We start from the raw sequence: 23,443 nt of genomic DNA, 5'->3' as shown, positions 1-23,443 counted from the left end.
AAGATGTCCAACTCCGCCCACGCAAATCCGGCGCTTCTCGACGTCTCCGACGTGTCCAAAGCCTTCGGTCCCGTCGAGGTCCTGCGCTCGGTCAGCCTCAAGGTGGCGCGCGGCGAGGTGGTGACGATCATCGGGCCGTCCGGCAGCGGCAAGACCACGCTGCTGCGCTGCGTCAACTTTCTGGAGAGCTATGATAACGGCTCGATCCGTATCGATGGCAAAGAGGTCGGCTACCGCGAGGCGGGAACACGTCAGCGCCGCAGCGAGCGCGACCTCGCGGCGATGCGAGCCGAGACCGGAATGGTGTTCCAGAGCTTCAATCTGTTTCCGCATCTGACCGCGGCCGGCAATATCATGCTTGGTTTGCGCAAGGTGCGCGGCAAGAGCAATGCCGAGGCCCGCACCATTGCCGAGCACTGGCTCGGCCGGGTCGGCCTCGCCCACAAGGCCGACAGTCTGCCAGCCGAGCTTTCCGGCGGCCAGCAGCAGCGCGTCGGCATCGCCCGCGCCGTGGCGATGGAGCCGAAGATCCTGCTTCTCGACGAGATAACTTCGGCGCTCGACCCCGAATTGGTTGGCGAGGTGCTCGAGGTCGTGCGCAGCCTCGCCGAAGACGGCATGACGATGCTGATGGTCACGCATGAAATGGCTTTTGCACGCGACGCGTCGAGCCGCATCGTTTTCATGGCGGATGGCGGCGTCAGTGCCGTCGGACCACCCGCCGAGATTCTGGCTGCGGAGTTCGACAATGAACGCCTTCGCAGCTTCCTGGCGCGGTTTCGCGCCTCGCATTTCTGACGTCGGACGGCGAACGCTGTCGCAAGGAGCTTTTATGACGCCTTACATCCGGCTCGCGGAATTGGGCCTGACGCTGCCCGAGCCGCCGAAGCCCATCGCCAACTTCGTCACCTACGCCGAGAGCGGACGGCTGATCTTCCTCTCCGGCCAGGGACCGTTGCGCGCTGATGGTGTGCTCTGCACCGGCAAAGTCGGCGAGGATGTCTCCGTGGAAGAGGCCTATGATCATGCCCGTCTGACCGGCCTGAACCTGCTCGCCGTCATGCATGCCGCGGCCGGCGACCTCGGCCGCATCGTGCGCGTCGTCAAGCTGCTTGGCTTTGTCAATGCGACCCCGACATTCAGCGAGCACCCCAAGGTGGTGAATGGCTGTTCCGATCTTTTCGCCGCCGTCTTTGATAGGATTGGCGGACACGCCCGTTCCGCGATCGGTGTCGGCTCGCTGCCGGGCAACATCACAGTTGAAATCGAGGCGGTCGTCGAGATCGCCGCCTGAAATCCATGAATAGGATCTACCGAGATGACGACCTATGCCGCTGACCGTTCCAACACGACAATCCGCGAACGGCTCGGCCTTCGTCCGATCATCAATGTTTCCGGCACGATGACGGCGCTCGGCGCCTCAATCATTGTCCCCGAAGCGATTGCCGCAATGTCGGAAATGGCCTCGCAATGGGTAGAAATGGACGATCTGCAGCGCGCCGCAAGCACCGTGATTGCACGCCTCACCGGCGGCGAGGCCGGCTTCATCACCGCATGCTGCGCCAGCGGTATAACCATGGCGATTGCCGGCGCGATGACGGGTACCAACCTTCTCGCCATCGAGCGGCTGCCGGACGACACCGAGGGCCTCAAATCGGAGGTCATCGTTCAGCTTGGCCACATCGTCAATTATGGCGCGCCGATCGACCAGTCGATCCGGCTTGCCGGAGCCAAGGCAGTGCCTGCCGGCACGGTCAGCGTCACTCAGGATTATCATGTAGGCGAAGCGATCCGGGACCGAACGGCGGCAGCCCTCTACGTCGTTGCGCATCATACCGTGCAATACGGCATGCTCTCGCTCGAAGAGTTCTGCGAGATCTGCCACGCCAAGGGCGTGCCAGTGATCGTCGACGCCGCCTCGGAATACGATTTGCGCGGCTTTCTGGCGCGCGGCGCCGACATTGTCGTCTATAGCGGGCACAAATTTCTCTCAGGGCCGACAAGCGGCATCATTGCGGGCCGCAAGGATCTGGTGCGGGCCGCCTATCTCCAGAACCGGGGCGTTGCGCGCGCCATGAAGGTCGGCAAGGAGAGCATTGCCGGCACCATGGCGGCCCTGGAAGCCTGGGAGCGGCGAGACCATGCCGGCATCCGCCAGCGGGAAGAAGCCGCACTGCAGCTGTGGCAAGCCGCATTGCAGGACCTTCCGGGCATCGCAGCACATATCATTCCCGATCCGACCGGAAATCCTCTCGACCGGCTGCAGATATTCGTTGCGCCCGAAAGCCGGTTCACCGCCGCCGGTCTTGCCTCTGCGCTGGCGGCGGGTTCGCCCCCCATTATCGTTCGCAACCACGAGGTCGAGCGCGGCCACTTCTTCCTCGACCCGTGCAATCTCCACCCTGGCGAGGCGGAGACCGTCGCCGAACGCCTGCGGGCGGTGTTGAGCGCAGCTGATCGTCCCGCCAATGCAATGAAGTCCGTTCGCAAGCAGTCCGCCGGCGCCTTGCGCTGGCCTGATTAGTCACAACGCTGAAGCCAGTCGATGGACGAACCGTGCTTTTCGAGCCTGGCTTCGCCAACCGCCCCACTGCGCCATCACGGCACTGTGAATGACCGCTTTGTCTTCGGGCGGGAATAAACCACCCCGCCCATTGGTCTCCCAAGCATACGCCATTCCCGGCGTTGCAGGAGACCGGTATGAACCACCACCACGACAATGAAGCTGACGGCATCAGCCGCCGTCACGCACTGGAATGCATGATCTGGGCCGGCACGGGAGTGCTTTGGACGATTTCGGCCGGCGTGCCGGTTTCGCTCAGCCTGCTCGGCGCGGCGGAAGCCGCCGAGGCAATGGCCACCGGTTTCACCTTCCTCCAGATCTCGGACAGCCACATCGGCTTCGACAAGGCCGCCAACCCGCACGCCATTGATACGCTGAAGGAGGCGATGGGCAAGATCCAGGCGCTGCCGCAAAAGCCCGCCTTCATGATCCACACAGGCGACATCACCCATCTGTCGAAGGCCGCACAGTTCGACAACGCTGCCCAGATCATCGGCGGCGCAGGCTTCGACGTGCATTATGTGCCGGGCGAGCACGACCTGATCGATGACGGCAACGGCCAGGCCTATCTCGAGCGTTACGGCAAGGGCACCAAGGGTGCCGGCTGGTATTCGTTCGACCAGAACGGCGTCCCATTTCATCGGGCTGGTCAACGTCGTCAACCTGAAGGCCGGCGGGCTCGGCAATCTCGGTGCTGACCAGCTGGCATGGCTGGTCGATGATCTGAAGGCGGTCAGCGCCTCGACGCCGATCGTCGTTTTTGCCCACATCCCGCTGTGGGCTGTCTATCCCGAATGGGGCTGGGGCACCGACGACGCGGCTCAGGCTTTGGCTCTGCTCAAGCGCTTCGGCTCGGTGACCGTGCTCAACGGCCATATCCACCAGATCATGCAGAAGGTCGAAGGCAACGTCACCTTCCACACCGCGCGTTCTACCGCTTTCCCGCAACCGGCGCCAGGCACCGCCGCCTCACCCGGGCCGATGACCGTGCCCGCCGGCCAGCTGCGCGGTCTGCTCGGCACCAGTAGCGTGACGGTCAAGCAAGGCGGGCAGGACCTCGCCATCATCGACCGCACGCTGGCCTGAGAGGAAATGCGATGATCCGCTTCCCGACCCGCCTCTTCGTCGGATTTCCTGTCGCATTCAGTTTGGCTGCCATCCTGGCGATTGCTTCCGCGCCGCTGAAGGCCGCTGACGAGCCAATGGTCAAGATCGAGAACTTCGCCTTCACGCCGGCCGTGCTGACGGTGAAGCCGGGTACCGTCGTGACTTTCCAAAACGATGACGACATCCCGCATCTGGTGGTCGCCAACGATGGCTCGTTTCGCTCCAAGGCGCTTGACACCGGTGATACATATGCCCTCACCTTCACCAAAGCGGGCGACTATGCTTATTTCTGCGGGCTGCACCCGCACATGCAGGGCAGGATCACCGTCGCTCCGTGAGGATGTTCGGAAGGTCCTGCCCGGGATGCCGGGCGATGCGACGGTGTTGAACGACAAGGCCGCGGCCGAGCGCTTCCGCGAGGTGGTTCTGCCCCATCTCGCGGATGCGCTTTCGCTTGCCCGCTGGCTGACCGGCAACACCGCCGACGCCGAGGATGTTGTTCAGGACGCCTGCCTGAAGGCGCATGCCGGCATGGCCACCTATGCTGGCGGCAATGCCCGCGCCTGGTTGCTGGCGATCGTGCGCAACGCTTCTTATTCCTGGCTGGCGCGCAACCGGCCGCGAAGTGTCGTCGCTGTCGGCGATCTCAATGATCTGGAAGATGTGGCCATGCGCGACAACGCCCTGACAGACCCGAACAGTCCGGAGGCAAGCCTGATCGCCAAGGCCGACACGGCGGCACTCGAGGCGGCAATCGCCGCGCTGCCGCAGCAATTTCGCGAGGCCTTGGTGCTGCGCGACATCAACGGCCTCAGCTATCGCGAGATCGCGACACTGCTTGGCGTGCCGCTGGGCACGGTGATGTCGCGGCTAGCAAGAGCGCGCGGCCTGCTGATGTCCCAACTTGGGAGGGCGCCATGAGCGCGCACAACGATGGATTGCCCGAAGACCCGGCGGGCATGAAGCTGATGATCCACGCTTTGGTCGATGGCGAACTCGACGCAGCGGCGGCATTGGCCGTCGAGCGGCGCATCGCCGCCGATGCGGCGCTCGCCGCCGAGCATGCCCGCACCTTAGCGCTGCAGACCGCTGTTGGCGGGCTGCCGAGGCCCGATGTCCGTGACGATTTCAAGGCTCGCATTGCGGCTATCGGGACAGCCGATACAACGAAAGTGGTGTCGACGCCCGCGCGCGACGGTCCGATGCTGCCGGCGCGCCGGGCAATGCGCCGTTTTGGCGCGTTCGACTGGCGCGCGCTGGCGGCATCGATCGTCGTCACCGCCGTGCTGGCCAGCGGCGCGACGCAATGGGTGATGCTCAGCCGGGCGCCCGACAGCTTTGCCGCCGCGGTCGCGAGCGGCCATCGCCGCAGCCTGCTGGCCGCCAGCCCGGTGGACGTCGTCTCGTCCGACCGGCATACCGTCAAACCCTGGCTCGATGCCAGGGTCGGCCTGTCGCCCCCGGCGCCTGATCTTGCGAATGACGGTTTCACATTGCTCGGTGGCCGGGTCGAGGTGATCGCCGACCGGCCGGTGCCGGCGCTGGTCTACCGGCACCGCGAGCACCTGATCACCCTCGTCGCCGCTCCGGAGGACACAGGTTCGACGACCGTGCCGGTCGATCTTTCGGCTGGTGGCTTCTCGCTGGTGCACTGGAGCGACAGCGCCTTTTCCTACTGGGCGATTTCCGATACGGAACGGCCCGAACTCGACGACTTCGTCAATCGCTTTCGAACGGCGGCCGCCCGGTGAAACGATCGGCCGTATGCATTTGCGTGCGACAGGAACCGGCATAGGCGGCTCGCCATCTCTGGCCATCCTTGCGGCTCCGCTCGAATTCCGCTAATGCGCGCCTTTGCCGCCGGGGAGCATAAGCTTGGACGATCACCGCGCCGACGTCGCCATCATCATGGGCAGCCAGTCCGACTGGGCGACGATGCGCCACGCCGCCGAGACGCTGGAGGCGCTTGGCATTCCGCACAAGCGGCTGATCGTCTCGGCCCACCGCACTCCCGACCGGCTCTATGACTTCGCCAAGGGCGCCAAGGCGGCCGGCTACAAGGTGATCATCGCCGGCGCCGGCGGCGCAGCTCATCTGCCCGGCATGACGGCGGCGATGACGCCGCTGCCGGTGTTCGGCGTGCCGGTGGAATCGAAGACGCTGTCCGGCCAGGATTCGCTGCTTTCCATCGTTCAGATGCCGGCCGGCATTCCGGTCGGCACTTTGGCCATCGGCAAGGCCGGCGCTGCCAACGCCGCCCTTCTGGCCGCCGCGGTGCTGGCGCTGAGCGACGAAAAGCTTGCCGCCCGGCTGGATAGCTGGCGCGCCGCGCAGACCGCCAAGGTGGCCGCAGAGCCCACGGACACGCCGTGAGCCTGCCCTCCGGATCGACCATCGGCATCATTGGCGGCGGCCAGCTCGGCCGCATGCTGGCGATGGCCGCGGCCCGCCTCGGCTACCGCATCGTCGTGCTGGAGCCGCAGCCGGATTGCCCGGCGGCACAGGTCGCCAACCGGCAGATCGTCGCCGCCTATGACGACGCGGCCGCGCTCGGCGAGCTGGCTGCGGCCAGTGCCGTCGTTACTTATGAATTCGAGAACGTTCCGGTTTCTGCCGCCGCGGCACTTGCCGCCACGGTTCCGGTCTATCCGCCGGCACGCGCGCTGGAAGTGGCGCAGGACCGGCTGGCGGAAAAGAAATTCCTCAACGGCATCGGCATACCGACCGCAGATTTCAGTCCTGTCGACAATGACGACGAACTGACGGCTGCGCTGAAAAAGTTCAACGGCAGCGGGATATTGAAGACGCGGCGGATGGGCTATGACGGCAAGGGCCAGCGTGTCTTCCGCAACATGGAAGCAGGCGGCTTTGCCGGCACCTGCGAGGCGATGGGCAACGTGCCGTTGATCCTGGAATCATTCGTCGCCTTCGAGCGCGAGATTTCGGTGATCGCCGCGCGCGGCATCGACGGTTCGCTCGCCGCCTACGATCCGGCCTGGAATGTCCATCGCAACGGTATTCTTCACAGTTCGACGCTGCCGGCCGGGGTGAAGTCCGACACGGCGGCTGCGGCTCAAACGGCGGCGGCCGAGATACTTGCAGCGCTCGACTATGTCGGCGTCATCGGCGTCGAATTCTTTGTCCTGGCCGACGGTTCGCTGCTGGCCAACGAGATTGCGCCGCGCGTCCACAATTCCGGCCACTGGACGGAGGCCGCCTGCACCATCTCGCAATTCGAGCAGCACATCCGCGCCGTCGCCGGCCTGCCGCTGGGAAATCCCGCACGGCAGTTCGACTGCGTCATGGAAAACCTGATCGGCGACGACATCCGGCGCGTTCCTGAACTTCTCGCCGAGCCCGATCTGATGCTGCACCTCTATGGCAAGGCCGAGGCACGGCCCGGCCGCAAGATGGGCCATTTCACGCGCGTGAGCCGCCGCAGCTAGAGCATGATCCCGAAAAGTGGAATCCGGTTTTCGGGAACGATCATGCTCAAACAAAAGTTAGAACCTACGCTTACTGGATGTCGCCGCTCTCGTCCTCGTCGGGGCTGGCGCAGCTCACATCGCCTTCCGCGCAGGTCGAATCGGCGGTGAGCTGTTTGGTGCGGTCGTCGGTCAGCCGCGTCAGGCATTCCGATATCAGCATCGGATAGATGGAGCCGCCTTCGCTGTCCGCGGCGGAATAGCTGCATTCCGCGTCGCGAAAGGCGATCCACGCGCGCTGCGCCGTCTGCAACAGCTTCCTGGCTTTTGCATCGCTTGCGCTGATGAGCTCTTGGTAGGCCTTGTTGAGTTTGGCGTCGGCGGATTTGTAGTCCGCGTCGGCGCAGATGTTCATCATCTGCTGGCTGTCGTCGTTGCGGTCGCATTCCTGCGCATGGGCAACAGAACCTGCCGCAAGGACGGCAAGACAGGCGGACACAAGAATTCGGCGCATGATGATCTCCAATTCGCAACCGCATCATTCCAGCCGTCTCAAGCCCGCGCAATGCCGCAAGGCGCCGTTGGCGGGTATTTCGATGATACGAAACGGTCCGTATCGTTTAGGCAACGCGCTTGCGGTTGACACGGGCAAGGCTCCTCGTCTATGAGCCACGCACAGTTCAAAGGCGCGTCTGTGGGCGCGCCTTAATAGTTCGGCCCGGGACCGGGCCCAGACCGACGGGCAAGACCATGAAGATCAAGAATTCGCTCAAGGCGTTGAAGGCGCGTCACCGCGACAACCAGCTGGTTCGTCGCAAGGGCCGCGTCTACATCATCAACAAGACCGCTCCGCGCTACAAGGCGCGCCAGGGTTGAGTTTTTGACCGGAGGCTGCGTGCCTCCGTGCGCATGATACGCCTCTCACGCTAAATTCAGTTTGACGATCCGGCGTCGGGGGCTAGATTCCCGCGATGCGGATTCTTTTTGCATTTTTCACGGCTTTCTTCGTTTCCAGCGCTGTCTCGCTGCCGGCGTGGGCTGAAGATCCGACAGCAAATCGGCCGACAGCACCTCCGGTTGTGATGACGAAACAGGCGCGGCTCGATCAGCTGTTTGCCGATCTCAAGCGCGAACGCAACGAAAAGGCGGCCGAGCGCATCGCCGGGCGCATCGGCAGCGAGTGGTCCCAGTCGGGCAGTGCCTCGATCGACCTGATGATGCAATGGTCGCAAAAGGCGACTGAAAACCAGAAATTCGATGTTGCGCTCGATTTCCTCGATCAGGTGGTAACCCTGCAGCCGACCTATGCGGAAGGCTGGAACCGGCGCGCCACGGTTCATTTCATGATGAAGAACTACGGGAAGTCGATGTCGGACATCGACCGTACCCTGCAGCTCGAACCACGCCATTTCGGCGCGCTTTCCGGCCTGGCCCAGATCATGGCCGAAACCGGCCACAAGCAGTCGGCGCTCGAGGCCTGGCAGCGCGTTCTCGGCATCTATCCGATGATGCGCAGCGCCCAGGACCAGGTCGCCGCACTTTCCGAAGAGCTTGCCGGCGAAGGCATTTGAGACCAGTAAGGGAATAGGGGAGTAAGGCAGTATGTGAGTGGTGTAGATGCACTCCGGAACACATCCCCTACTCCCCTACTCCCCTACTCCCCTATCGGCCCGATCTATGCCGCTTGCTCCGTGACGAGTTTCTCCACAAGGGCGGCGGCCGGCATCTCCCGCAGCTTCGCAACGCCCTGCCCGGCCCAAATAGGCAAGAAGTCAGCCCGCTTGCTTTCATCCTTTGCCATTGAAAGCGGCATGACCAGACTCGCCTGTAGCGGAAACGCCAGCGCAGCATCTTCCTCACCAGCCATTTCCATCACAAACCGGTTGCGCACCACGCGCGCTGGGCGGCCAGTGAAGCAGCGAGTCACCGACGTGCTCTCGTCGTTGGCCGAGCGCAATGCTACGCGATAGACTGGCTGCACATTGGCTTCAGGACAGGCCAGGAAAGCCGTGCCGATCTGCACACCAGATGCACCAAGTGCAAAGCTGGCAGCAATGCCGCGACCGTCGAAGATACCGCCGGCAGCAATTACAGGCACCCGCACGGCATCAACAATCTGTGGTACGAGGGCCATAGTGCCGGCTGTGCCGATAGCAGGGTCGCCAGTGAATGTGCCGCGATGCCCACCCGCCTCGTATCCCTGCGCGATAATGGCGTCCACCCCTCCTGCCTCAAGCTGGCGCGCTTCCGAGACGGTGGTAGCCGAACACAGGACAATACAGCCGCCGGCTTTCAACTGCTGCACAATTGCGGTGTCGGGTAGGCCGAAGTGGAAGCTGACCACCTTCGGGCGAAGCTCGAGCACAATTTCGAGACGCTGACGATCGAAGGTGGGGAAGGGTTCGCCCGGCTCGGGCACCGGTCCGAGGCCGACCTCCTCATAGCAGCCGCGAAGGCGGTCTCGCATACTTTGAGCTGCCGCATCATCGCGTGCCGGCGCCGGGTGCGCAAAGAAGTTGACGTTGATCGGACGATTGGTGGCGTGCTGTGTCGCCGTGAGCTGCTCGCGGATAGCCGCCGCAGGCAGAATGCCGCATCCGAGCGAGCCAAGCGCCCCGGCATTGCTGACTGCCGCCGCGAGTTCCGGCGTGGTGATGCCGCTCATCGGCGCCTGGATTATCGGGTGTTCAATGCCGAGGAGTTCCAGAAGATCAGTGCGCATCCACATTGGATCACCCTCCTCTTTCTCCCAGGAGAGATTACCTTAACTGACTTCCAGCTCAAGTCGGATAGGGCCTTCGAACCGCTTCACGGCCGGCCACAGGCTGATGCAAGCTGGCGGAGTTCGGCGTCGATCCTAACCCGACTGCGGTCGATGCGCCGGGCTGGCGCCGCGTTTACGACGCGCCATGCAGCCGGCCCATCCGGCAGCCGCAGCCGACATTAGCGGCCGACTTCCGATCCGACATAGGCGATGCGCAGCATGTTGGTCGAGCCCGGCGTCCTCAGCGGCACGCCGGCCGTGATGATGACGCGGTCGCCGGGCTTGCCGAAGCCTTCGTCCAAAGCGATGCGGCAGGCGCGATCGACCATGTCGTCGAGGTCGATGGCATCGGGAGAAACGACGCAATGCGTGCCCCACAGCAGCGACAGCCGCCGCGCCGTGTTGAGGATCGGCGACAGCGCCACGATCGGCACTTGCGGCCGCTCGCGCGCGGCGCGCAAGCCGGTTGTGCCGGACGCGGTATAGGTGATGATCGCCGACAGCTTAAGCGTCTCGGCTATTTCGCGGGCGGCGAGCGAGATGGCGTCGGCTCCCGTCGCTTCCGGTTCCGAGCGCTGCGCGTTGATGATGCCGGCATAGGTCGGGTCGGTTTCGACCTTGGTGGCGATCCGGTTCATCATCGCCACCGCCTCGACCGGATAGGCGCCGGCGGCGGACTCCGCCGAAAGCATTATCGCGTCGGCGCCTTCAAACACGGCGATCGAAACGTCCGACACCTCGGCGCGTGTCGGCACCGGCGCGGTGATCATCGATTCCAGCATCTGCGTGGCGACCACCACCGGCTTGCCGGCACGGCGCGCGGCGCGAGTGATCTGCTTCTGGATGCCAGGCACGGCTTCGAGCGGCATCTCGACGCCGAGATCGCCGCGGGCAACCATCAGCGCATCCGAAAGTTCAATGATCTCGGCCAGCCGGGCGACGGCCTGCGGCTTTTCGATCTTGGCCATGATCAGCGCCCGGCCGCGTGCGATCTTGCGTGCCTCGGCCAAGTCCTCGGGCCGCTGCACGAAGGACAGCGCCACCCAGTCGACGCCGGTCGCCAGAACCGCGTCGAGATCCCGGCGGTCCTTTTCTGTCAGCGCGCCGACCGGAAGATCGGTGTCGGGCAGGCTGACGCCCTTCTTGTCGGAAATGGTCGTGCCGGCCACGACGGTGCAGACGATCGCCTTGCCGTTGCTGCTGACCGCCTTGAGCTCGAGCTTGCCGTCGTCGATCAGCAGGCGATGACCAGCCTCGACCGAACGCAGGATTTCGGGATGCGGCAGGTAGACCCTCGTCGAATTGCCGGGCTCGGGATTGTCGTCGAGCGTGAAGGTCTGGCCGACGGTCAGCACCTCTTTGCCGTTGGCGAATTTGCCGACGCGCAGCTTTGGCCCTTGCAGGTCGGCGAGAACGCCGATTGGCCGGCCGACCGCCTCCTCGACGGCACGAATGCGGCCGACGAGCGTCCGCATCAATTCATGATCGGTATGGCTCATATTGATGCGGAACACGTCGGCGCCAGCTTCGAACAGCTTCTTCAGCATCTCCTCGGACGAGGAGGCCGGACCGATGGTGGCGAGGATCTTGACCTTGCGGCTGCGTCTCATTGACTGTTTGTTCCCGGGGCGGCTGGAGCGCCATCCGTTGCGGGCTCGTCAGTCAGCTGGACCATCCAGCTTGCCTGCTCGCCCGTGTCATATTCCTGGAATCCGGCGCGCTGAAAGCCTCGGGCGACGCAATCGGTAACGCCGGCGATCTTGAACTCTTTTTCGGCCACGCACATGTTGATCGGGCCATCCCAGCGTCCGCCGCGCTCGGCGTCTTCTGCATAAAGATAGTAAAACCTTGATGACAACGGTCCCTCGATCAGCGTCTTGCAGCTCGATCCTTCGATGTGCCACCAGCCTTCGGTGATCCAGCCGGCTTTGGCGCGATAGCCGATGCCGACGCCGACCAGGTTCTGCGTGGCATTGCAGACGCGGAAATCGGCGCGTGCCGGCGAGGCCGAAATCACCACAAAAAGGCCCATGGCCGGTATCAGGAGCGGCATGGCCAAGGCATGGCGCACACGCAGCCTGCCGGCGAAACCCATCCTGAAACCCCTCAAGAACCACATTTGCATCTCTCAACGCCCCTTTTCGGAAAAGTCCGTACGCATGTCAACGCGCCGATCTATCCAATTCCAATCGATTTAGAAGGCTCTGACGCGCTTACGGTCGCCCCTGCTCAGTTTTTTGGCAGAAACCGTGGCCAAACAACGGCATTGCGCGAGCGTTCTCTTCGTGGAATGACGATACCACCCTCCCCGGAAGCCAGCGAACAGACCTTTCCCGCCAATGACCCGATCCACAGTTTTCGCGCCTTTCGACATCGTCGAAGGCGATCGCAAGCGCGGCATGGTGCTTTTGGCCGATCACGCCCGCCGCGACCTGCCGGAGGAGTATGGCAGCCTCGGCCTGCCCGCGGCGGAGTTTGACCGCCACATCGCCTACGACATCGGCGTCGAGACTGTAACCCGCGAACTCGCAAGTCTGCTCGGCGTTCCGGCGGTGCTTGCCAATTTTTCGCGACTGCTGATCGACCCCAATCGCGGCGAGGACGATCCAACGCTGATTCGCCAGCTCTATGACGGCACCGTCATCCCGGGAAATTATCCCATGGCGCCGGAGGAACGCGAAAGACGGCTGGATCGCTTTTACCGCCCCTATCATGACGCCGCCGGCGCCATGATCGCCTCGGTGGCGCAAGCGTCGGCGCAGGCGCCCTTCATTTTTTCGGTGCATTCCTTCACACCGACCATGCAGGGCTTCGTGCGGCCGTGGCATGTCGGCATATTATGGGATCTCGACGATCGCGTTGCGCGGCCGCTGATCGACATGCTCGCCGAGGACAAGAGCCTCGTCGTCGGCGACAACGAACCCTATGACGGCGCACTGCGCGGCGATACCATGTTCAGGCACGCTATCGTCAACGGCTTTGCCCATGCGCTTATCGAGATCCGCCAGGACCTGATCGCCGACCGGAAGGGTGCGCTCGCCTGGGCCGAACGGCTGGCGCCGATCGTTGACGCGATAGATCGACGTGCCGATATACATGCAGTGAAAATATTCGGCTCGCGCACCGGGCCGGCATGATGGAGGCCAAGGAGGCCAACAAGCCATGCCCGAACTCAGCGACGTACAAAAGCGCGATTTCGAAGCCGCTGCCTTCCGCCGGCTGGTCGCGCATCTGCGCGAGCGTTCCGACGTGCAGAACATCGACCTGATGAACCTCGCCGGCTTCTGCCGCAACTGCCTGTCCAACTGGTACCGCGATGCGGCGCAAGCCGAGGGTGTCGAACTCAGCAAGGACCAGTCGCGCGAGATCATCTACGGCATGGCCTATGCCGAGTGGCAGGCACTGAACCAGATCGAGGCCTCCGATGCCAAGAAGGCCGAGTTCGAGGCAAGACGCCCCAGGGACCACTAGAGCAATTCCAGGAAAAGTGTGAACGGTTTTCCGTCCGGAATTGCGTCAAGACAAAAGGATGGAACGGTTCGGCGTTTCCGTGAAACGATGAACCGTTCCAGGGTCACAATCCATCGCACTGAACGACCTTCACGAATGGTTTTTGCCCCAAATGGGAGGACTGCCGTGCCTAAGATCGACGTCGCCGACGTACCCGGACGCAAGGGCTCATCCTATCCACCTCCGTTCGATGCACCCTGTGCCGAACGCGTGCGGCAGCGGCTGGGCAACGCCGGCGGGCTCACCGACTTCGGCATCAATCTCATGCGCCTGCCGCCGGGCAACTGGTCGAGCCAGCGCCACTGGCATTCGCACGAAGACGAGTTCGTCTACGTGCTCGAAGGCGAGCTGACGCTCGTCGAAGATGCCGGCGAGACGGTGCTGCGCGCGGGTGATTGCGCGGCCTTTCCGAAAGGCTCCGGCAACGGCCATCACATGATCAACAAATCGGGCGCAGTTGCGATCTATCTCGAAGTTGGTTCGCGTTGGCCCGCCGACGTAACCACCTGCTCCGACATCGACATGATGAGCACCAACGCCGACGGCCGGTTTGTGCACAAGGATGGCGCGCCTTATCCCGAGCCGTAGAGATTTTGGAGTGGACCACCGAGGTGGTTGGCCGACACGAGAGGACGTAGCGTCCACCGGCGCCTTGTGGCGCCGTCTGGTCCAAGCACTTTCGGCGAAGAGCGCTTGACTGTGAATTGAATCGATCTAATTTGCCGCGCAAAGCCATTTCCGGACCGGATTCTACCCGATGGACGCGCAGAAAATCACGCAACTCGCGATTCGTGGACGCTGGGCCGTGGCCGGCATCTTCCTCGCCAACGGCTTCCTGACCGGCAGCTGGGCGCCGCAGATCCCGGTGTTCCTGACCCGGCTGGACATCAGCAAATTCACGCTCGGCCTGCTGATCCTGTTGTTCGGCGCCGGCGCCGTCACCGCCATGACCTGGTGCGGCCATCTGATCTCGAAGCATGGCTCGCGCACCGTGCTGCGCTGGTTCGGACTTGCCGGCAGCTTCGGTCTTTTGATGGTGGCTCTGGCCCCCAATGTGCCCCTGGCGGCCATCGCCATGTTCATCTTCGGCGGTTCGATCGGCGGCATGGACGTCGCCATGAATGCCAATGCGGTGGCGGTGGAACGGCGGCTGTCCCGCGCCATCATGTCGTCCTCGCACGGTTTCTGGAGCCTTGGCGGTTTCGCAGGCGGCGCTTTGGGCGGTTTCGCCATCCAGAACTATGGTCATCTCGCGCATGCGACGATGGTGACGGCGCTCGCCTTTGCTGTCATCGCGGTAGCGATCCGCTACCTGATCGCCGAGGACAAGCATCCGGTCGCCGAGCATCACAAATTCGCCCTGCCGGCAAACCCGCTTGTCTATCTGGTCGGGCTGATGGCGCTGCTGACGATGATCTCCGAAGGCGCGGTGCTCGACTGGGCAGCGCTGTATCTCAGGCAGGAGCTCGGCGCCGATCTTGCTATCGCAGGCCTGGCCTATGCCGCCTTTTCCGGCGTCATGGCCGTCATGCGCTTTCTCGGCGATGGCGTCCGCAACCGTTTCGGTGCCGTTACGACGCTGCGCGCGTCGGCGCTTGCCGCTGCAGCCGGCATGCTGGTGGCCGGGCTGGCTCCCTCGCCGTGGCTGGCCATTGCCGCCTTTGCCTTTTGCGGCCTGGGTATTGCCAATATGGTGCCGATCATCTTTTCGGCCGGCGGCAACCAGGAGGGCATGGCGCCCGGCACCGGCATGAGCGTCGTCACCACAATGGGTTACTCAGGCATCCTGGTGGCGCCTTCGGCGATCGGCTTCATCGCCGAACACTCGAGCTTCGGCCCGATCTTCGTCGCTCTGTCCGGGTTGCTGATAGTCGTGCTGTTGATGGCCGGGCTCGCTCATCGCGCCGAATTTGCTGCCGAGCCTGCACCGGCTGAATAGCGCTTGAACTGTTCGTAGAGGAAATCCGCGACGCGGCGGATGCGGACGCTGGTACGCACGTCGCGGTGCATGGCCAGCCACACCGGCAGCGTCGGCAGCGGGAGCCCCGGCAGCACTGTCTCCAGCAGCGCATCGCGATCTGCCAGCGGCTCCTGGCCAAAGCCGATGCCGTTTCCCGCCCGCAGTGCCTCCCACAAAACTATGTGGTTGTCGGTCCTGAAGCGGAAGGCATTGCGGTTGAGCGGAACCCCGAATTGGGCAAAGCCGCGAATGATTTCATCGCTCCGGTCAAAGCCGACCAGATCGTGCTCGGCAAGATCGCGGGCCTCGCGCGGACGGCCACGCCGGTCGAGATAGGATTTTGCCGCGCAGGCGCGGAGCGGAATGTCGGTCACCTTGCGCGCGACCAGTTCATTCTGCGCCGGCTTGACCATGCGGATGGCAATGTCGGCGTCGCGACGCAGCAGATTCTCGACCTGGTTCGAAGCGACGATCTCAACCTCGATGCCGGGTTCCTCGACGGCGATCCGCGCCGTCATCTCGGGTAGCACATAGGCCGCCACCACCTCGCTGGCGGCAATGCGCACCGTGCCCTCGATCGCTTCGACCGATCCCAGGGCCAGCAGCGAAAATGCGCTCGCCTGCTCGCTCACCGCGCGGCCCCGTTCAAAAAGCGTGCTGCCCGCTTCCGTGAGCGCATAGCCGCGCCGCCCGCGCCGGAACAAGGTGACGCCGAGCGCCTGCTCCAGCTCGGCGATGTGGCGGCCGAGTGTCGGCTGGCTTGCGGCAAGTTTTCGCGCGGCGGCCGACAGGCTCCCGGTCTCCGCCACCGTGACGAAACTCTTGATCAGGTTCCAGTCGATATCCATTCAAAATTGAATATCAGATCGCCAGCTTTGGTCAATTTTCATTCGTTAGCGAAGAGATCACATTGGCGTCGTAACGCAAACACGGAGACGAACAATGACCAAGATCGCAATTCTCGGCGCCAATGGCCGGCTCGGCCGCGCGGTGGCCAAGGCCTTCATCGATGCTGGCTACCACGTCCGCGCTGTCACCCGCAGCGGCAAGGTGCCGGCGGAGCTCGAAGGCGCCACGGCGATCGCCGGCGATGCGCTCGACCGCGAGGCGCTGATCCGCGCCACCGACGGCATTGATATCATTTTCAACGGCCTGAGCCCGCTCTACACCGACTGGAGCAAGTGCCTGCCGATGGCGGAGAACGTCATGGCCGCCTGCTGGGCGAACGGCGCGCTGCATCTCTTCCCGGGCACCGTTTACAACTACGGCTCGCCGATACCGGCGGTGATCACCGAAGACACGCCGTTTCACCCGACGACGGAAAAGGGCCGCATCCGCGTTGCCATGGAAGACCTGTTTCGCCGCGAGGCCGACGCGGGTCGGGTGCGCACCATCCTGCTGCGCGCCGGTGACTTCTTCGGCGGCACCGGCAGCGGATCGTGGTTCGATCTGGTCGTTGCCGCCAAGATGACCAAGGGCGTCTATACCGCCCCAGGGCCGGTCGATCTCGTGCATGAATGGGCCTATCTGCCCGACCTGGCCAAGGCTTTCGTCGGACTGGCCGACAATCTCGACAAGCTCGGCTCCTACGAGGCGCTGAACTTTCCCGGCCATGCGGTGACCGATCTGGAGATCAAGGCGGCCGCTGAGAAGGCGCTCGGGCGCACGTTGAAACTGACGTCGATGCCGTGGTGGGTGCTGCGTGCCGGCAGCCCATTTGTGGCAATGTGGCGCGAGATCGTTTCGATGTCCTATCTCCGCTTCGAGCCGCACCGGCTGGTTTCAGGCAGGCTTGAAGGCATTATCGGTGCGATCCCCCACACGCCGCTGGAAAATGCAGTGTCGGAAGCGCTTGAAGACATCGGTATCGCCACGGTGAAGGCAGCGCAGAAGCAATCTGAAAAAAGGCGGATGGCCTGACGGTCATCCGCCGCTTGTCGGGGACCAATGATTGCGGTCAGATCCGGCCCATCAACAGCAGCACCAGGACAACGATCAGGATGACGCCGACGATGCCGGATGGTCCGTAACCCCAGGACCGCGAATGCGGCCACGCCGGAACCGCGCCGATCAGGATAAGAATAAGGATAATGATGAGAATGGTGCTTATCGTCATCAGAAAATCCTCGCTTTGAGGTTGCAATGACGGAACAATGCAGAAGGCCGCCCATTGTTCCCGGGCGGCCTTTGCTTGATCAGAACGGCGATTCAGCCTCTATTCGGCGGCCTTCGGGAAGGCGATCGCCGGTTCGGCGCCCAGATCGGCCTCCAGGCCTTCCGACGAGATCTCGGCCTTGCCGCGCCCCAACAGGCGACTGAACCAGCCCCGACGCGCACCGGGTTTTACCTTGGCGCGGGTGAACACCATCAGCATTGACGGCGTCACCACCAGCGTCAGCACGGTGGCGAAGGACAGGCCGAAGACGATCGCCGACGACAGCGAAATCCACCATTGCGTCGACGGCGCGTTGATCGTCGTCTCGTGATGGAAGATTTCGAGGCCGAGGCCGAAAGCGATCGGCAGCACGCCGAGGATCGCCGACACTGCCGTCAGCACCACCGGGCGGGCACGTTCGCGGCAGGTCTGCAGAACGGCTTCGTATTTGTCCCAGCCCTCTTCGCGCAACCGGTCGTAGGTGTCGATCAGCACGATGTTGTTGTTCACCACCACGCCGGCCAGCGCGATGACACCGATGCCCGACATGACGATGCCGAATGCCTCTCCCGTCAGCAGCAGCCCTAGGAACACGCCGATCGTCGCCATGACCACGCAGGACAGCACCAGCCAGACGCTGGTGAACTTGTTGAACTGCGCCAGAAGCACAATGAAGATCAGGAAGATCGCGGCACCGAAGGCTTTGCTGAGGAAGGCCCCGGCCTCCGCGCTGTCCTCATTGGAACCGGCAAGCTTCCAGCGAATGCCGCTGCCGAGGTTCATGTCGGCGACAGCTTTGGTGACCTCCTGCTGGACGGCAGCCACCTGGGCGCCGGCAGCGACGTTGGCCTGGACGACCACCGTTCGCGCGCCGTCGATGCGATTGAGGATACCGACCGTCGGCTCCGGCTTGCGTACGACGAAGTTCGAGATCGGCACCGAGCCTTGCGCGGTCTGAACCCTGAGTTCGTCGAGCGTCGACAGCGTGCGCCGATCCTCGGGCAGGCGCAGTCTGATGTCGACTGCATCGTCGGCGCCGGCGGGGCGGTACTCGCTGAGCTTCAGCCCGTTGGTCACCAGTTGCACGACCGTTCCGACCGCGGTCGGACTGATGCCGTACTGCGCCGCCTTGGCGCGATCGACCTCGAGCGCCCAATCGACGCCGGGCGGCGCCAGGCCATCGGAAATATCGATGACGCCGGGCACCTTGGCAATGCGCGTGGCGACGGCGCGGGCCTTGTCGTCAAGACCCTTCGGGTCGACGGCCGAAAGCCTGATCTGGATCGGCTTGCCGGTGGGCGGGCCGGCTTCCGGCACGCGAACCTCGACGTCGACACCGGGAATGCCGGCCATCACGCCGCGCAACTCGTCCAGGATTGAGTTCGCCGATTTGCGCTCGCGCCAATCGACGAATTCATACTGGATCACGCCGACCACGTCTTCCGGAACGTCCTGGCCGCCGCCCTGCGTCTTGCCGACACGGGTATAGACAGACTTCACGCCCGGCCAGCCGAGCAGCCGATTTTCCGCCGTCTTGGTGGCCGCGTCCATTTCGGCAAGCGAAAGATTGCCGCGGGCGTGGACATAGAGCAGGCCGTAGTCAGGCTCGACATTCGGGAAGAATTCGACGCCGGCGCCGAATTTCGAATAGGCGTAGCCCACGCCAAACAACAGCGCGACGGTAAGGACAAGCACGGTGATGGGATAATGCACCGCCTGCTTGACCACGGCCATGTACCAGCCGTCGCGATTGTCGTCGGGGTGATGAGCCGGCGCCTTGGCAAATATGGCGCCCAGCGTCGGCGCGAAGACCAGCGCATAGAGCATCGAGGCCGAGAGCGTCACGATCAACGTGATCGGCATGTATTTCATGAAATCGCCGATGATGCCCGGCCAGAACAACAGCGGCGAGAAGGCGGCAATGCGCGTCATCGTCGCGGCGATGACCGGGCCGGCCATGCGCTTGGCCGCAAGCGCGAACGCCTGTTCCTTCGGCATGCCCTCGCTCATGCGTCGCTCGGCGAATTCGGTGACGATGATGGCATCGTCGACCAGCATGCCGACCGCCAGGATGAGGCTGAACAGCACGATCATGTTGATCGTGTAGCCCATCATCGCCAGCAACAGGATGCCGATCAGGAAGGATGAGGGGATGGCCAATCCGATCAGTAGCGAGGCACGGCCAGACAGCGCGTAGAGAATGACAATGAACACCAGGATGACGGCGATCATCACGTGGTTCTGAAGGTCGCCGAGCAACTGGTTCACGAAGACGGACTTGTCTTGCGTGTAGGTGACGTGCATGCCCTCCGGCATCGTCTTGATGAAGGCGTCGGACACCTCCCTGACCTTGCCAATCGTATCGATCAGGTTGGAGCCGATGCGCTTCTTCACCTCGATGGCAATCGCCGGCTTGCCGTCCAGGCGGGTAACCGTCTCGGCGTCCTTGAAGGTCGAGCGGATGGTGGCGATATCCTTGGCCTGCACCACCGCGTTGGGGCCGGCGACGACCGGAAGCGCCGCCACATCTTCTGGTGTCTCGATAAGCGAGGGCACCTTGACTGCGTATTTGCCCTCGGATCCTTCGATGTTGCCGGCGGCGACAAGACTGTTGGAAGCGCCGACCGCACCGATCAACTGGTCGAGCTGCAGCCCGTAGGACGAAAGTTTCATCGGATCGATGACCACTTCGACGAGGTCGTCGCGCGCACCCTGCAATGAGCCCTCGAGCACGCCAGGCACTTCCTCGATGCGGTCGCGCAACTCGCGCGCCGCCGCCGTCAGCACGCGCTCGGGCACCTCGCCCGACAGCGTCACGACCAGGACGGGGAACTCGGAGATGTTGACCTCGGAGACCACGGGCTCCTCAGCCGCTTGCGGCAGGTCGGCCTTGCCGTCCTGCACCTTGCTGCGCGTGTCCTGCAGCGCGGTGGCGAGATCCGTCTGTGGTTGGAATTCGACCAGCACATAACCGCCGCCCTGGAAGGCGGCCGAGCGCATCTCCTTGAGGCCCTTCAGGCTCTTCAGCTTGGCTTCCATCGGCCGCAGCAGGAGGCGTTCGGAGTCTTCCGGCGAGATTCCCTGGTAGATCAGGCTGACATACATCATCGGAATCGGAACGTCGGGTTCCGCTTCCTTCGGCGTCGACTGGTAGGCGACCGCACCGGCAAGGATGAGAAAGACCAGGACCGCAATGGTCAGCCGGGCATTGCTGATTGCAAGTTTGACGATGTCCATGATTACTGCGTCCCGGTCGTCGCTTCGCCCAACAGCTTTTGAATGGTCGCCTGGTCGGCCTCGACCGGCTTGACCACTTCGCCTTCCTTCACCAGCTCCTGGCCAGCGACGATGATGCGGGCGTCGGCCGGAATGCCGCCGAGCACCAGGCCGGTCGGCGTGTCGTCGACCAGGTCGATCGGGAAGAACACGACCTTGTCATCCTTGTCGACGGCGCGGATGCCGAGGTCGCCCTTGTCGCCGAGCGTCACCACCGATCGCGGCAGCATCACGGCGTCGGTCGGCTGGGCGCTGAGCGCAATTTCTGCCGTCATGCCGGCCGGTACGGACCCATCGGCATTGGGGATAGCGACTTCAACCCGGAAGGTACGGGTTGCCGAAGATGCATCCCGGCTGATGTAGCGCACCGTACCCTTGACGATCTGGCCACTGACCAGGCGCACATTGGCTTCGTCACCGATCTTCAGATAGCCGAGATCGCGTTCGCTGACTTCGCCGCGGGCGATCACCGGATCGAGCTTCAGAATGGTCGCCACCTCGCCGCCCTGCATGACGGAACTGCCAAGCTCCACCGGCACCCGGTCGATGACACCGTCGAAGGGCGCCTTCACCTCGTTGCGGTCGAGCTCGGCTTGCGCGGCGTCCAGTTGCGACTTGGCCAGCGACAGGTTGGAGCGGGCCGTATCGAGCTGCAGCGTCGGCAGATTGCCGGTTTTCATCAACCGCAAGGCCGCAGCCAGTTCCGCCTCACGCTGCACGACAAGTTGTTTGGCATTGTCGACCGCCGAGATTTTTTCCTCGGCGGCAAGCATCAGCACGAGGTCGCCGGTCTTGACGTGTTGACCCTGCTTGACCGGCAGCTTGTCGATGACGCCTGCTACGCGTGTCGCCAGGACGGCGCGTTTATCGGCTTCGGTCAGTCCGGAAATGCGGATAGCGCGTGCATAGGTACGCCGCGGCGGGGTTATGACCGCGACCGTGCGCAACGGCGCCTTGGGCTGTTCTGCCTCGGCAGTCCCCGGCTTGGCAGCTCCCTGTTCGCCAGTTTGGGGCTTGCCTACGTCGGCTGCCTTGGGCTGCTCGACCTCTCCTGCCTTGCGCTTGTTGTCGGCGGACGCGCTGCCGACGGACGAGAATTCGCCTGTCGCCATCCAGCCGGCGAACCCGATGAGCACAACAATGGCTGCAAGCTTGTGAAACCTGAATTTCGGCATCGTCATTTTTTCCAGTGCGCGGGGTTCGGCCAGGCCGCATCTTCTACTTGGGGCGCGTCGCCGATATGGGTGCGCGCGAGGCCGTATTCAAATTGCCGTGATCGGCGAAGCGCGCTTCTACCTCAAAGTTGCATCGCAATATAGTCAGAAAAGTTGATGGATTGTTGCTTTGTCCGCAAAGATGCGGCTGCAGCATCGGCTGTTGATCGCCAAAACAGCGGTATGGCAGCAAGTGTCAGGATGATTGGACAGATTGCGATGTCATCTGCTTTGCGGGGGAGCCAGAACAATTCCAGAAAAAGTGTGAAACGGTTTTCCGTCCGGAATTGCGTCAAAAAAGATAGAGCGGTTCGGCGTTTCCGAAAGGATGAATCGTTCTAGGCCGGACGGCGGGCGGCCTCGGGCTGCTTGCGCGCCGCAAGAAACTCCTTGACCCGCCGGCCCGGCGCCGGCCCGCGCACCGGCTTCAAGCCGTCGTCGAGCTCGCCGGACAGATCGATCGTCGGCCGCTTGCCGACGGCGTCGTAATTTTCTTCCAGCCAGTCACTGGCTGCGGTGCGGCCGAGGTCGCGCAGATAGGCAAGGAACGCCCATTCGGCATTGACCTTGGACGATGCCGATAGATCCTTGAACGCCTCGTCGGCATCGATGCGGTGCATGCGGATGTCGCGATATTCGCCGTGCGGCAATCGGCCGGCGGCGATCAGTTCCTTGACGAAGGCGATCGAGCGGAATTCGCGCAACAGCCCGGCATTGAAAGTGATCTCGTCGATGCGGTTCTGGATCTCATTGGCGCTCTTCGGCGTCCCCTCGCGGACCACCGGATTGATCTGCACCAAAAGCACGTCCTCGGTGGCCGCTGTCTTGAAGAACGGGAACAGTGCCGGGTTGCCGCCATAACCGCCATCCCAATAGGGCACGCCCTTGATCTCGACGGCACGGAACAATTGCGGCAAGCAGGCCGACGCCATCACCGTGTCGAGGTCGATCTCGCCGTCCGAGAAGACACGCAACTGGCCGGTCTCGACATTGGTCGCGGAAATGAACAGTTCCATCGACTTGCAGGCGCGCACATTGTCGAAATCGATCTCACGTTCGACCACGTCGCGCAGCGGATTGATGGCGAGCGGATTTGCGACATAGGGCGAAAATACCCGCGACATCGTGTCGAACAGGAAATAGCCGGGCGTGTTCTCGATCGACCAATTGCCCCAGGCGACGTCCCAAGGCATGCGCTGCACTGGGCTGAAGCGGCCCTTTGCCGCCACCGCACGCCAGAAATCGTCGAGCTTCCGCCGCGCGCCCTCGACGCCGCCGCGGACAAAGCCGTCGGCCAGCGCGACGGCATTCATGGCGCCGGCGCTGGTGCCCGAAACCGCCGTTATATCGAGGCGCCCGTCCTCGAGCAGCCGATCGAGCACGCCCCAGGAAAACGCCCCGTGCGAACCCCCGCCTTGCAGCGCGATGTTGATCTTCTTTGGCTCCTCCGCCTTGCCGTTTTTCGGCAT

At 63.4% G+C, this 23,443-nt stretch carries 24 protein-coding genes and 1 pseudogene; 16 read left to right on the top strand and 9 right to left on the bottom strand.

Going from position 1 to position 23,443, the window contains the following annotated elements:
- Nucleotides 1–3: 3 nt before the first annotated feature.
- The 9 genes and pseudogenes from NKG95_RS02100 to NKG95_RS02060 all read left to right on the top strand — a co-directional run bounded on the left by NKG95_RS02100 (nt 4) and on the right by NKG95_RS02060 (nt 7,116).
- A complete protein-coding gene (locus NKG95_RS02100) occupies nt 4–798 on the top strand; it encodes an amino acid ABC transporter ATP-binding protein (protein WP_352522810.1) in 795 nt (264 codons plus the stop codon).
- A 34-nt stretch (nt 799–832) separates the two neighbouring features.
- Complete coding sequence (locus tag NKG95_RS02095) at nt 833–1,294, top strand: RidA family protein (RefSeq protein ID WP_353039843.1); 462 nt, start codon at nt 833–835, stop codon at nt 1,292–1,294.
- Nucleotides 1,295–1,318: 24 nt separating this feature from the next.
- Complete coding sequence (locus NKG95_RS02090) at nt 1,319–2,524, top strand: aminotransferase class V-fold PLP-dependent enzyme (protein ID WP_352522812.1); 1,206 nt, start codon at nt 1,319–1,321, stop codon at nt 2,522–2,524.
- 176 nt (nt 2,525–2,700) lie between these two features.
- Nucleotides 2,701–3,649 (top strand): annotated as a pseudogene (locus NKG95_RS02085) (metallophosphoesterase family protein).
- Between the two features lie 11 nt (nt 3,650–3,660).
- Nucleotides 3,661–4,008, top strand: a complete 348-nt coding sequence (locus NKG95_RS02080) for a cupredoxin domain-containing protein (protein WP_352522814.1) — start codon at nt 3,661–3,663, stop codon at nt 4,006–4,008.
- A gap of 25 nt (nt 4,009–4,033) precedes the next feature.
- Entirely contained in the window at nt 4,034–4,591 is a 558-nt protein-coding gene (locus NKG95_RS02075; RefSeq protein ID WP_353039842.1) for a sigma-70 family RNA polymerase sigma factor, read from the top strand.
- Complete coding sequence (locus tag NKG95_RS02070) at nt 4,588–5,421, top strand: anti-sigma factor family protein (RefSeq protein ID WP_353039840.1); 834 nt, start codon at nt 4,588–4,590, stop codon at nt 5,419–5,421. Before NKG95_RS02075 ends, NKG95_RS02070 begins: the two co-directional genes overlap by 4 nt.
- 124 nt (nt 5,422–5,545) lie before the next feature.
- A complete protein-coding gene (purE, locus tag NKG95_RS02065; RefSeq protein ID WP_352522817.1) occupies nt 5,546–6,043 on the top strand; it encodes a 5-(carboxyamino)imidazole ribonucleotide mutase in 498 nt (165 codons plus the stop codon).
- Complete coding sequence (locus tag NKG95_RS02060) at nt 6,040–7,116, top strand: 5-(carboxyamino)imidazole ribonucleotide synthase (RefSeq protein WP_353039838.1); 1,077 nt, start codon at nt 6,040–6,042, stop codon at nt 7,114–7,116. The genes purE and NKG95_RS02060 overlap by 4 nt, the downstream gene beginning before the upstream one ends.
- Nucleotides 7,117–7,186: 70 nt before the next feature.
- Here the strand turns inward: NKG95_RS02060 and NKG95_RS02055 are convergent, their stop codons facing one another.
- Entirely contained in the window at nt 7,187–7,609 is a 423-nt protein-coding gene (locus NKG95_RS02055; RefSeq protein WP_023720994.1) for a lysozyme inhibitor LprI family protein, read from the bottom strand.
- A 236-nt stretch (nt 7,610–7,845) separates the two neighbouring features.
- Here NKG95_RS02055 and ykgO point away from each other — a divergent pair, with 236 nt between their 5' ends.
- The gene (ykgO, locus tag NKG95_RS02050; protein ID WP_006327841.1) at nt 7,846–7,971 is read left to right on the top strand and encodes a type B 50S ribosomal protein L36; all 126 of its coding nucleotides are present in this window, start codon (nt 7,846–7,848) and stop codon (nt 7,969–7,971) included.
- Nucleotides 7,972–8,066: 95 nt separating this feature from the next.
- A complete protein-coding gene (locus NKG95_RS02045; protein ID WP_023720995.1) occupies nt 8,067–8,666 on the top strand; it encodes a tetratricopeptide repeat protein in 600 nt (199 codons plus the stop codon).
- A gap of 104 nt (nt 8,667–8,770) precedes the next feature.
- On the opposite strand, the gene NKG95_RS02040 is transcribed toward NKG95_RS02045, so the two are convergent.
- The 3 genes from NKG95_RS02040 to NKG95_RS02030 form a co-directional block, all read right to left on the bottom strand.
- On the bottom strand, nt 8,771–9,823 hold the full coding sequence (locus tag NKG95_RS02040; RefSeq protein WP_353039836.1) for an NAD(P)H-dependent flavin oxidoreductase: 1,053 nt from the start codon (nt 9,821–9,823) through the stop codon (nt 8,771–8,773).
- Between the two features lie 215 nt (nt 9,824–10,038).
- Nucleotides 10,039–11,469 (bottom strand): pyruvate kinase, encoded by a 1,431-nt coding sequence (gene pyk, locus NKG95_RS02035; RefSeq protein ID WP_352847151.1) that lies wholly within the window; start codon nt 11,467–11,469, stop codon nt 10,039–10,041.
- Complete coding sequence (locus tag NKG95_RS02030) at nt 11,466–11,912, bottom strand: DUF1036 domain-containing protein (RefSeq protein ID WP_245278666.1); 447 nt, start codon at nt 11,910–11,912, stop codon at nt 11,466–11,468. Before NKG95_RS02030 ends, pyk begins: the two co-directional genes overlap by 4 nt.
- Before the next feature lie 286 nt (nt 11,913–12,198).
- Here NKG95_RS02030 and NKG95_RS02025 point away from each other — a divergent pair, with 286 nt between their 5' ends.
- From NKG95_RS02025 to NKG95_RS02010, 4 genes are all read left to right on the top strand, one after another.
- Nucleotides 12,199–12,996 carry an N-formylglutamate amidohydrolase gene (locus NKG95_RS02025; protein WP_353039834.1) on the top strand — a complete coding sequence of 266 codons (798 nt, stop codon included), beginning with the start codon at nt 12,199–12,201 and terminating at the stop codon, nt 12,994–12,996.
- A gap of 25 nt (nt 12,997–13,021) precedes the next feature.
- Complete coding sequence (locus NKG95_RS02020) at nt 13,022–13,330, top strand: DUF1244 domain-containing protein (protein WP_353039832.1); 309 nt, start codon at nt 13,022–13,024, stop codon at nt 13,328–13,330.
- A gap of 165 nt (nt 13,331–13,495) precedes the next feature.
- Nucleotides 13,496–13,957, top strand: coding sequence for a cupin domain-containing protein (locus NKG95_RS02015; RefSeq protein ID WP_352480892.1), 462 nt, complete (start codon nt 13,496–13,498; stop codon nt 13,955–13,957).
- Nucleotides 13,958–14,126: 169 nt separating this feature from the next.
- A complete protein-coding gene (locus NKG95_RS02010; RefSeq protein WP_353039831.1) occupies nt 14,127–15,308 on the top strand; it encodes an MFS transporter in 1,182 nt (393 codons plus the stop codon).
- Here the strand turns inward: NKG95_RS02010 and NKG95_RS02005 are convergent.
- A complete protein-coding gene (locus NKG95_RS02005) occupies nt 15,266–16,177 on the bottom strand; it encodes a LysR family transcriptional regulator (RefSeq protein ID WP_353039829.1) in 912 nt (303 codons plus the stop codon). The genes NKG95_RS02010 and NKG95_RS02005 overlap by 43 nt on opposite strands.
- A 94-nt stretch (nt 16,178–16,271) precedes the next feature.
- On the opposite strand from NKG95_RS02005, the gene NKG95_RS02000 reads away from it, so the two are divergent.
- Complete coding sequence (locus NKG95_RS02000; RefSeq protein ID WP_353020215.1) at nt 16,272–17,249, top strand: SDR family oxidoreductase; 978 nt, start codon at nt 16,272–16,274, stop codon at nt 17,247–17,249.
- Nucleotides 17,250–17,286: 37 nt separating this feature from the next.
- Here the strand turns inward: NKG95_RS02000 and NKG95_RS01995 are convergent, their stop codons facing one another.
- The 4 genes from NKG95_RS01995 to NKG95_RS01980 form a co-directional block, all read right to left on the bottom strand.
- Nucleotides 17,287–17,445 carry a DUF3309 family protein gene (locus NKG95_RS01995; RefSeq protein WP_023678456.1) on the bottom strand — a complete coding sequence of 53 codons (159 nt, stop codon included), beginning with the start codon at nt 17,443–17,445 and terminating at the stop codon, nt 17,287–17,289.
- Between the two features lie 99 nt (nt 17,446–17,544).
- The gene (locus tag NKG95_RS01990; RefSeq protein WP_353020214.1) at nt 17,545–20,721 is read right to left on the bottom strand and encodes an efflux RND transporter permease subunit; all 3,177 of its coding nucleotides are present in this window, start codon (nt 20,719–20,721) and stop codon (nt 17,545–17,547) included.
- A gap of 2 nt (nt 20,722–20,723) precedes the next feature.
- Nucleotides 20,724–21,935: an efflux RND transporter periplasmic adaptor subunit gene (locus tag NKG95_RS01985; protein ID WP_353039827.1), complete on the bottom strand. Its 1,212-nt coding sequence runs from the start codon at nt 21,933–21,935 to the stop codon at nt 20,724–20,726.
- 377 nt (nt 21,936–22,312) lie between these two features.
- Entirely contained in the window at nt 22,313–23,443 is a 1,131-nt protein-coding gene (locus tag NKG95_RS01980; protein ID WP_023721007.1) for a patatin-like phospholipase family protein, read from the bottom strand.

Origin of the sequence: Mesorhizobium sp. M1423 (assembly GCF_040317575.1) — a bacterium.
Lineage (GTDB): Bacteria > Pseudomonadota > Alphaproteobacteria > Rhizobiales > Rhizobiaceae > Mesorhizobium.
Note: the sequence above shows the minus strand (reverse complement) of the source record. Positions and strands in the feature narration are given on the sequence as shown.

Coding starts and splice junctions, on each gene's coding strand:
- NKG95_RS02100 (WP_352522810.1), top strand. CDS start 4: ATGTCCAACTCCGCCCACGCAAATCCGGCGCTTCTCGACGTCTCCGAC.
- NKG95_RS02095 (WP_353039843.1), top strand. CDS start 833: ATGACGCCTTACATCCGGCTCGCGGAATTGGGCCTGACGCTGCCCGAG.
- NKG95_RS02090 (WP_352522812.1), top strand. CDS start 1,319: ATGACGACCTATGCCGCTGACCGTTCCAACACGACAATCCGCGAACGG.
- NKG95_RS02080 (WP_352522814.1), top strand. CDS start 3,661: ATGATCCGCTTCCCGACCCGCCTCTTCGTCGGATTTCCTGTCGCATTC.
- NKG95_RS02075 (WP_353039842.1), top strand. CDS start 4,034: ATGCCGGGCGATGCGACGGTGTTGAACGACAAGGCCGCGGCCGAGCGC.
- NKG95_RS02070 (WP_353039840.1), top strand. CDS start 4,588: ATGAGCGCGCACAACGATGGATTGCCCGAAGACCCGGCGGGCATGAAG.
- NKG95_RS02055 (WP_023720994.1), bottom strand. CDS start 7,609: ATGCGCCGAATTCTTGTGTCCGCCTGTCTTGCCGTCCTTGCGGCAGGT.
- ykgO (WP_006327841.1), top strand. CDS start 7,846: ATGAAGATCAAGAATTCGCTCAAGGCGTTGAAGGCGCGTCACCGCGAC.
- NKG95_RS02045 (WP_023720995.1), top strand. CDS start 8,067: ATGCGGATTCTTTTTGCATTTTTCACGGCTTTCTTCGTTTCCAGCGCT.
- NKG95_RS02040 (WP_353039836.1), bottom strand. CDS start 9,823: ATGTGGATGCGCACTGATCTTCTGGAACTCCTCGGCATTGAACACCCG.
- pyk (WP_352847151.1), bottom strand. CDS start 11,469: ATGAGACGCAGCCGCAAGGTCAAGATCCTCGCCACCATCGGTCCGGCC.
- NKG95_RS02030 (WP_245278666.1), bottom strand. CDS start 11,912: ATGCCGCTCCTGATACCGGCCATGGGCCTTTTTGTGGTGATTTCGGCC.
- NKG95_RS02025 (WP_353039834.1), top strand. CDS start 12,199: ATGACCCGATCCACAGTTTTCGCGCCTTTCGACATCGTCGAAGGCGAT.
- NKG95_RS02020 (WP_353039832.1), top strand. CDS start 13,022: ATGCCCGAACTCAGCGACGTACAAAAGCGCGATTTCGAAGCCGCTGCC.
- NKG95_RS02010 (WP_353039831.1), top strand. CDS start 14,127: ATGGACGCGCAGAAAATCACGCAACTCGCGATTCGTGGACGCTGGGCC.
- NKG95_RS02005 (WP_353039829.1), bottom strand. CDS start 16,177: ATGGATATCGACTGGAACCTGATCAAGAGTTTCGTCACGGTGGCGGAG.
- NKG95_RS02000 (WP_353020215.1), top strand. CDS start 16,272: ATGACCAAGATCGCAATTCTCGGCGCCAATGGCCGGCTCGGCCGCGCG.
- NKG95_RS01995 (WP_023678456.1), bottom strand. CDS start 17,445: ATGACGATAAGCACCATTCTCATCATTATCCTTATTCTTATCCTGATC.
- NKG95_RS01990 (WP_353020214.1), bottom strand. CDS start 20,721: ATGGACATCGTCAAACTTGCAATCAGCAATGCCCGGCTGACCATTGCG.
- NKG95_RS01985 (WP_353039827.1), bottom strand. CDS start 21,935: ATGCCGAAATTCAGGTTTCACAAGCTTGCAGCCATTGTTGTGCTCATC.
- NKG95_RS01980 (WP_023721007.1), bottom strand. CDS start 23,443: ATGCCGAAAAACGGCAAGGCGGAGGAGCCAAAGAAGATCAACATCGCG.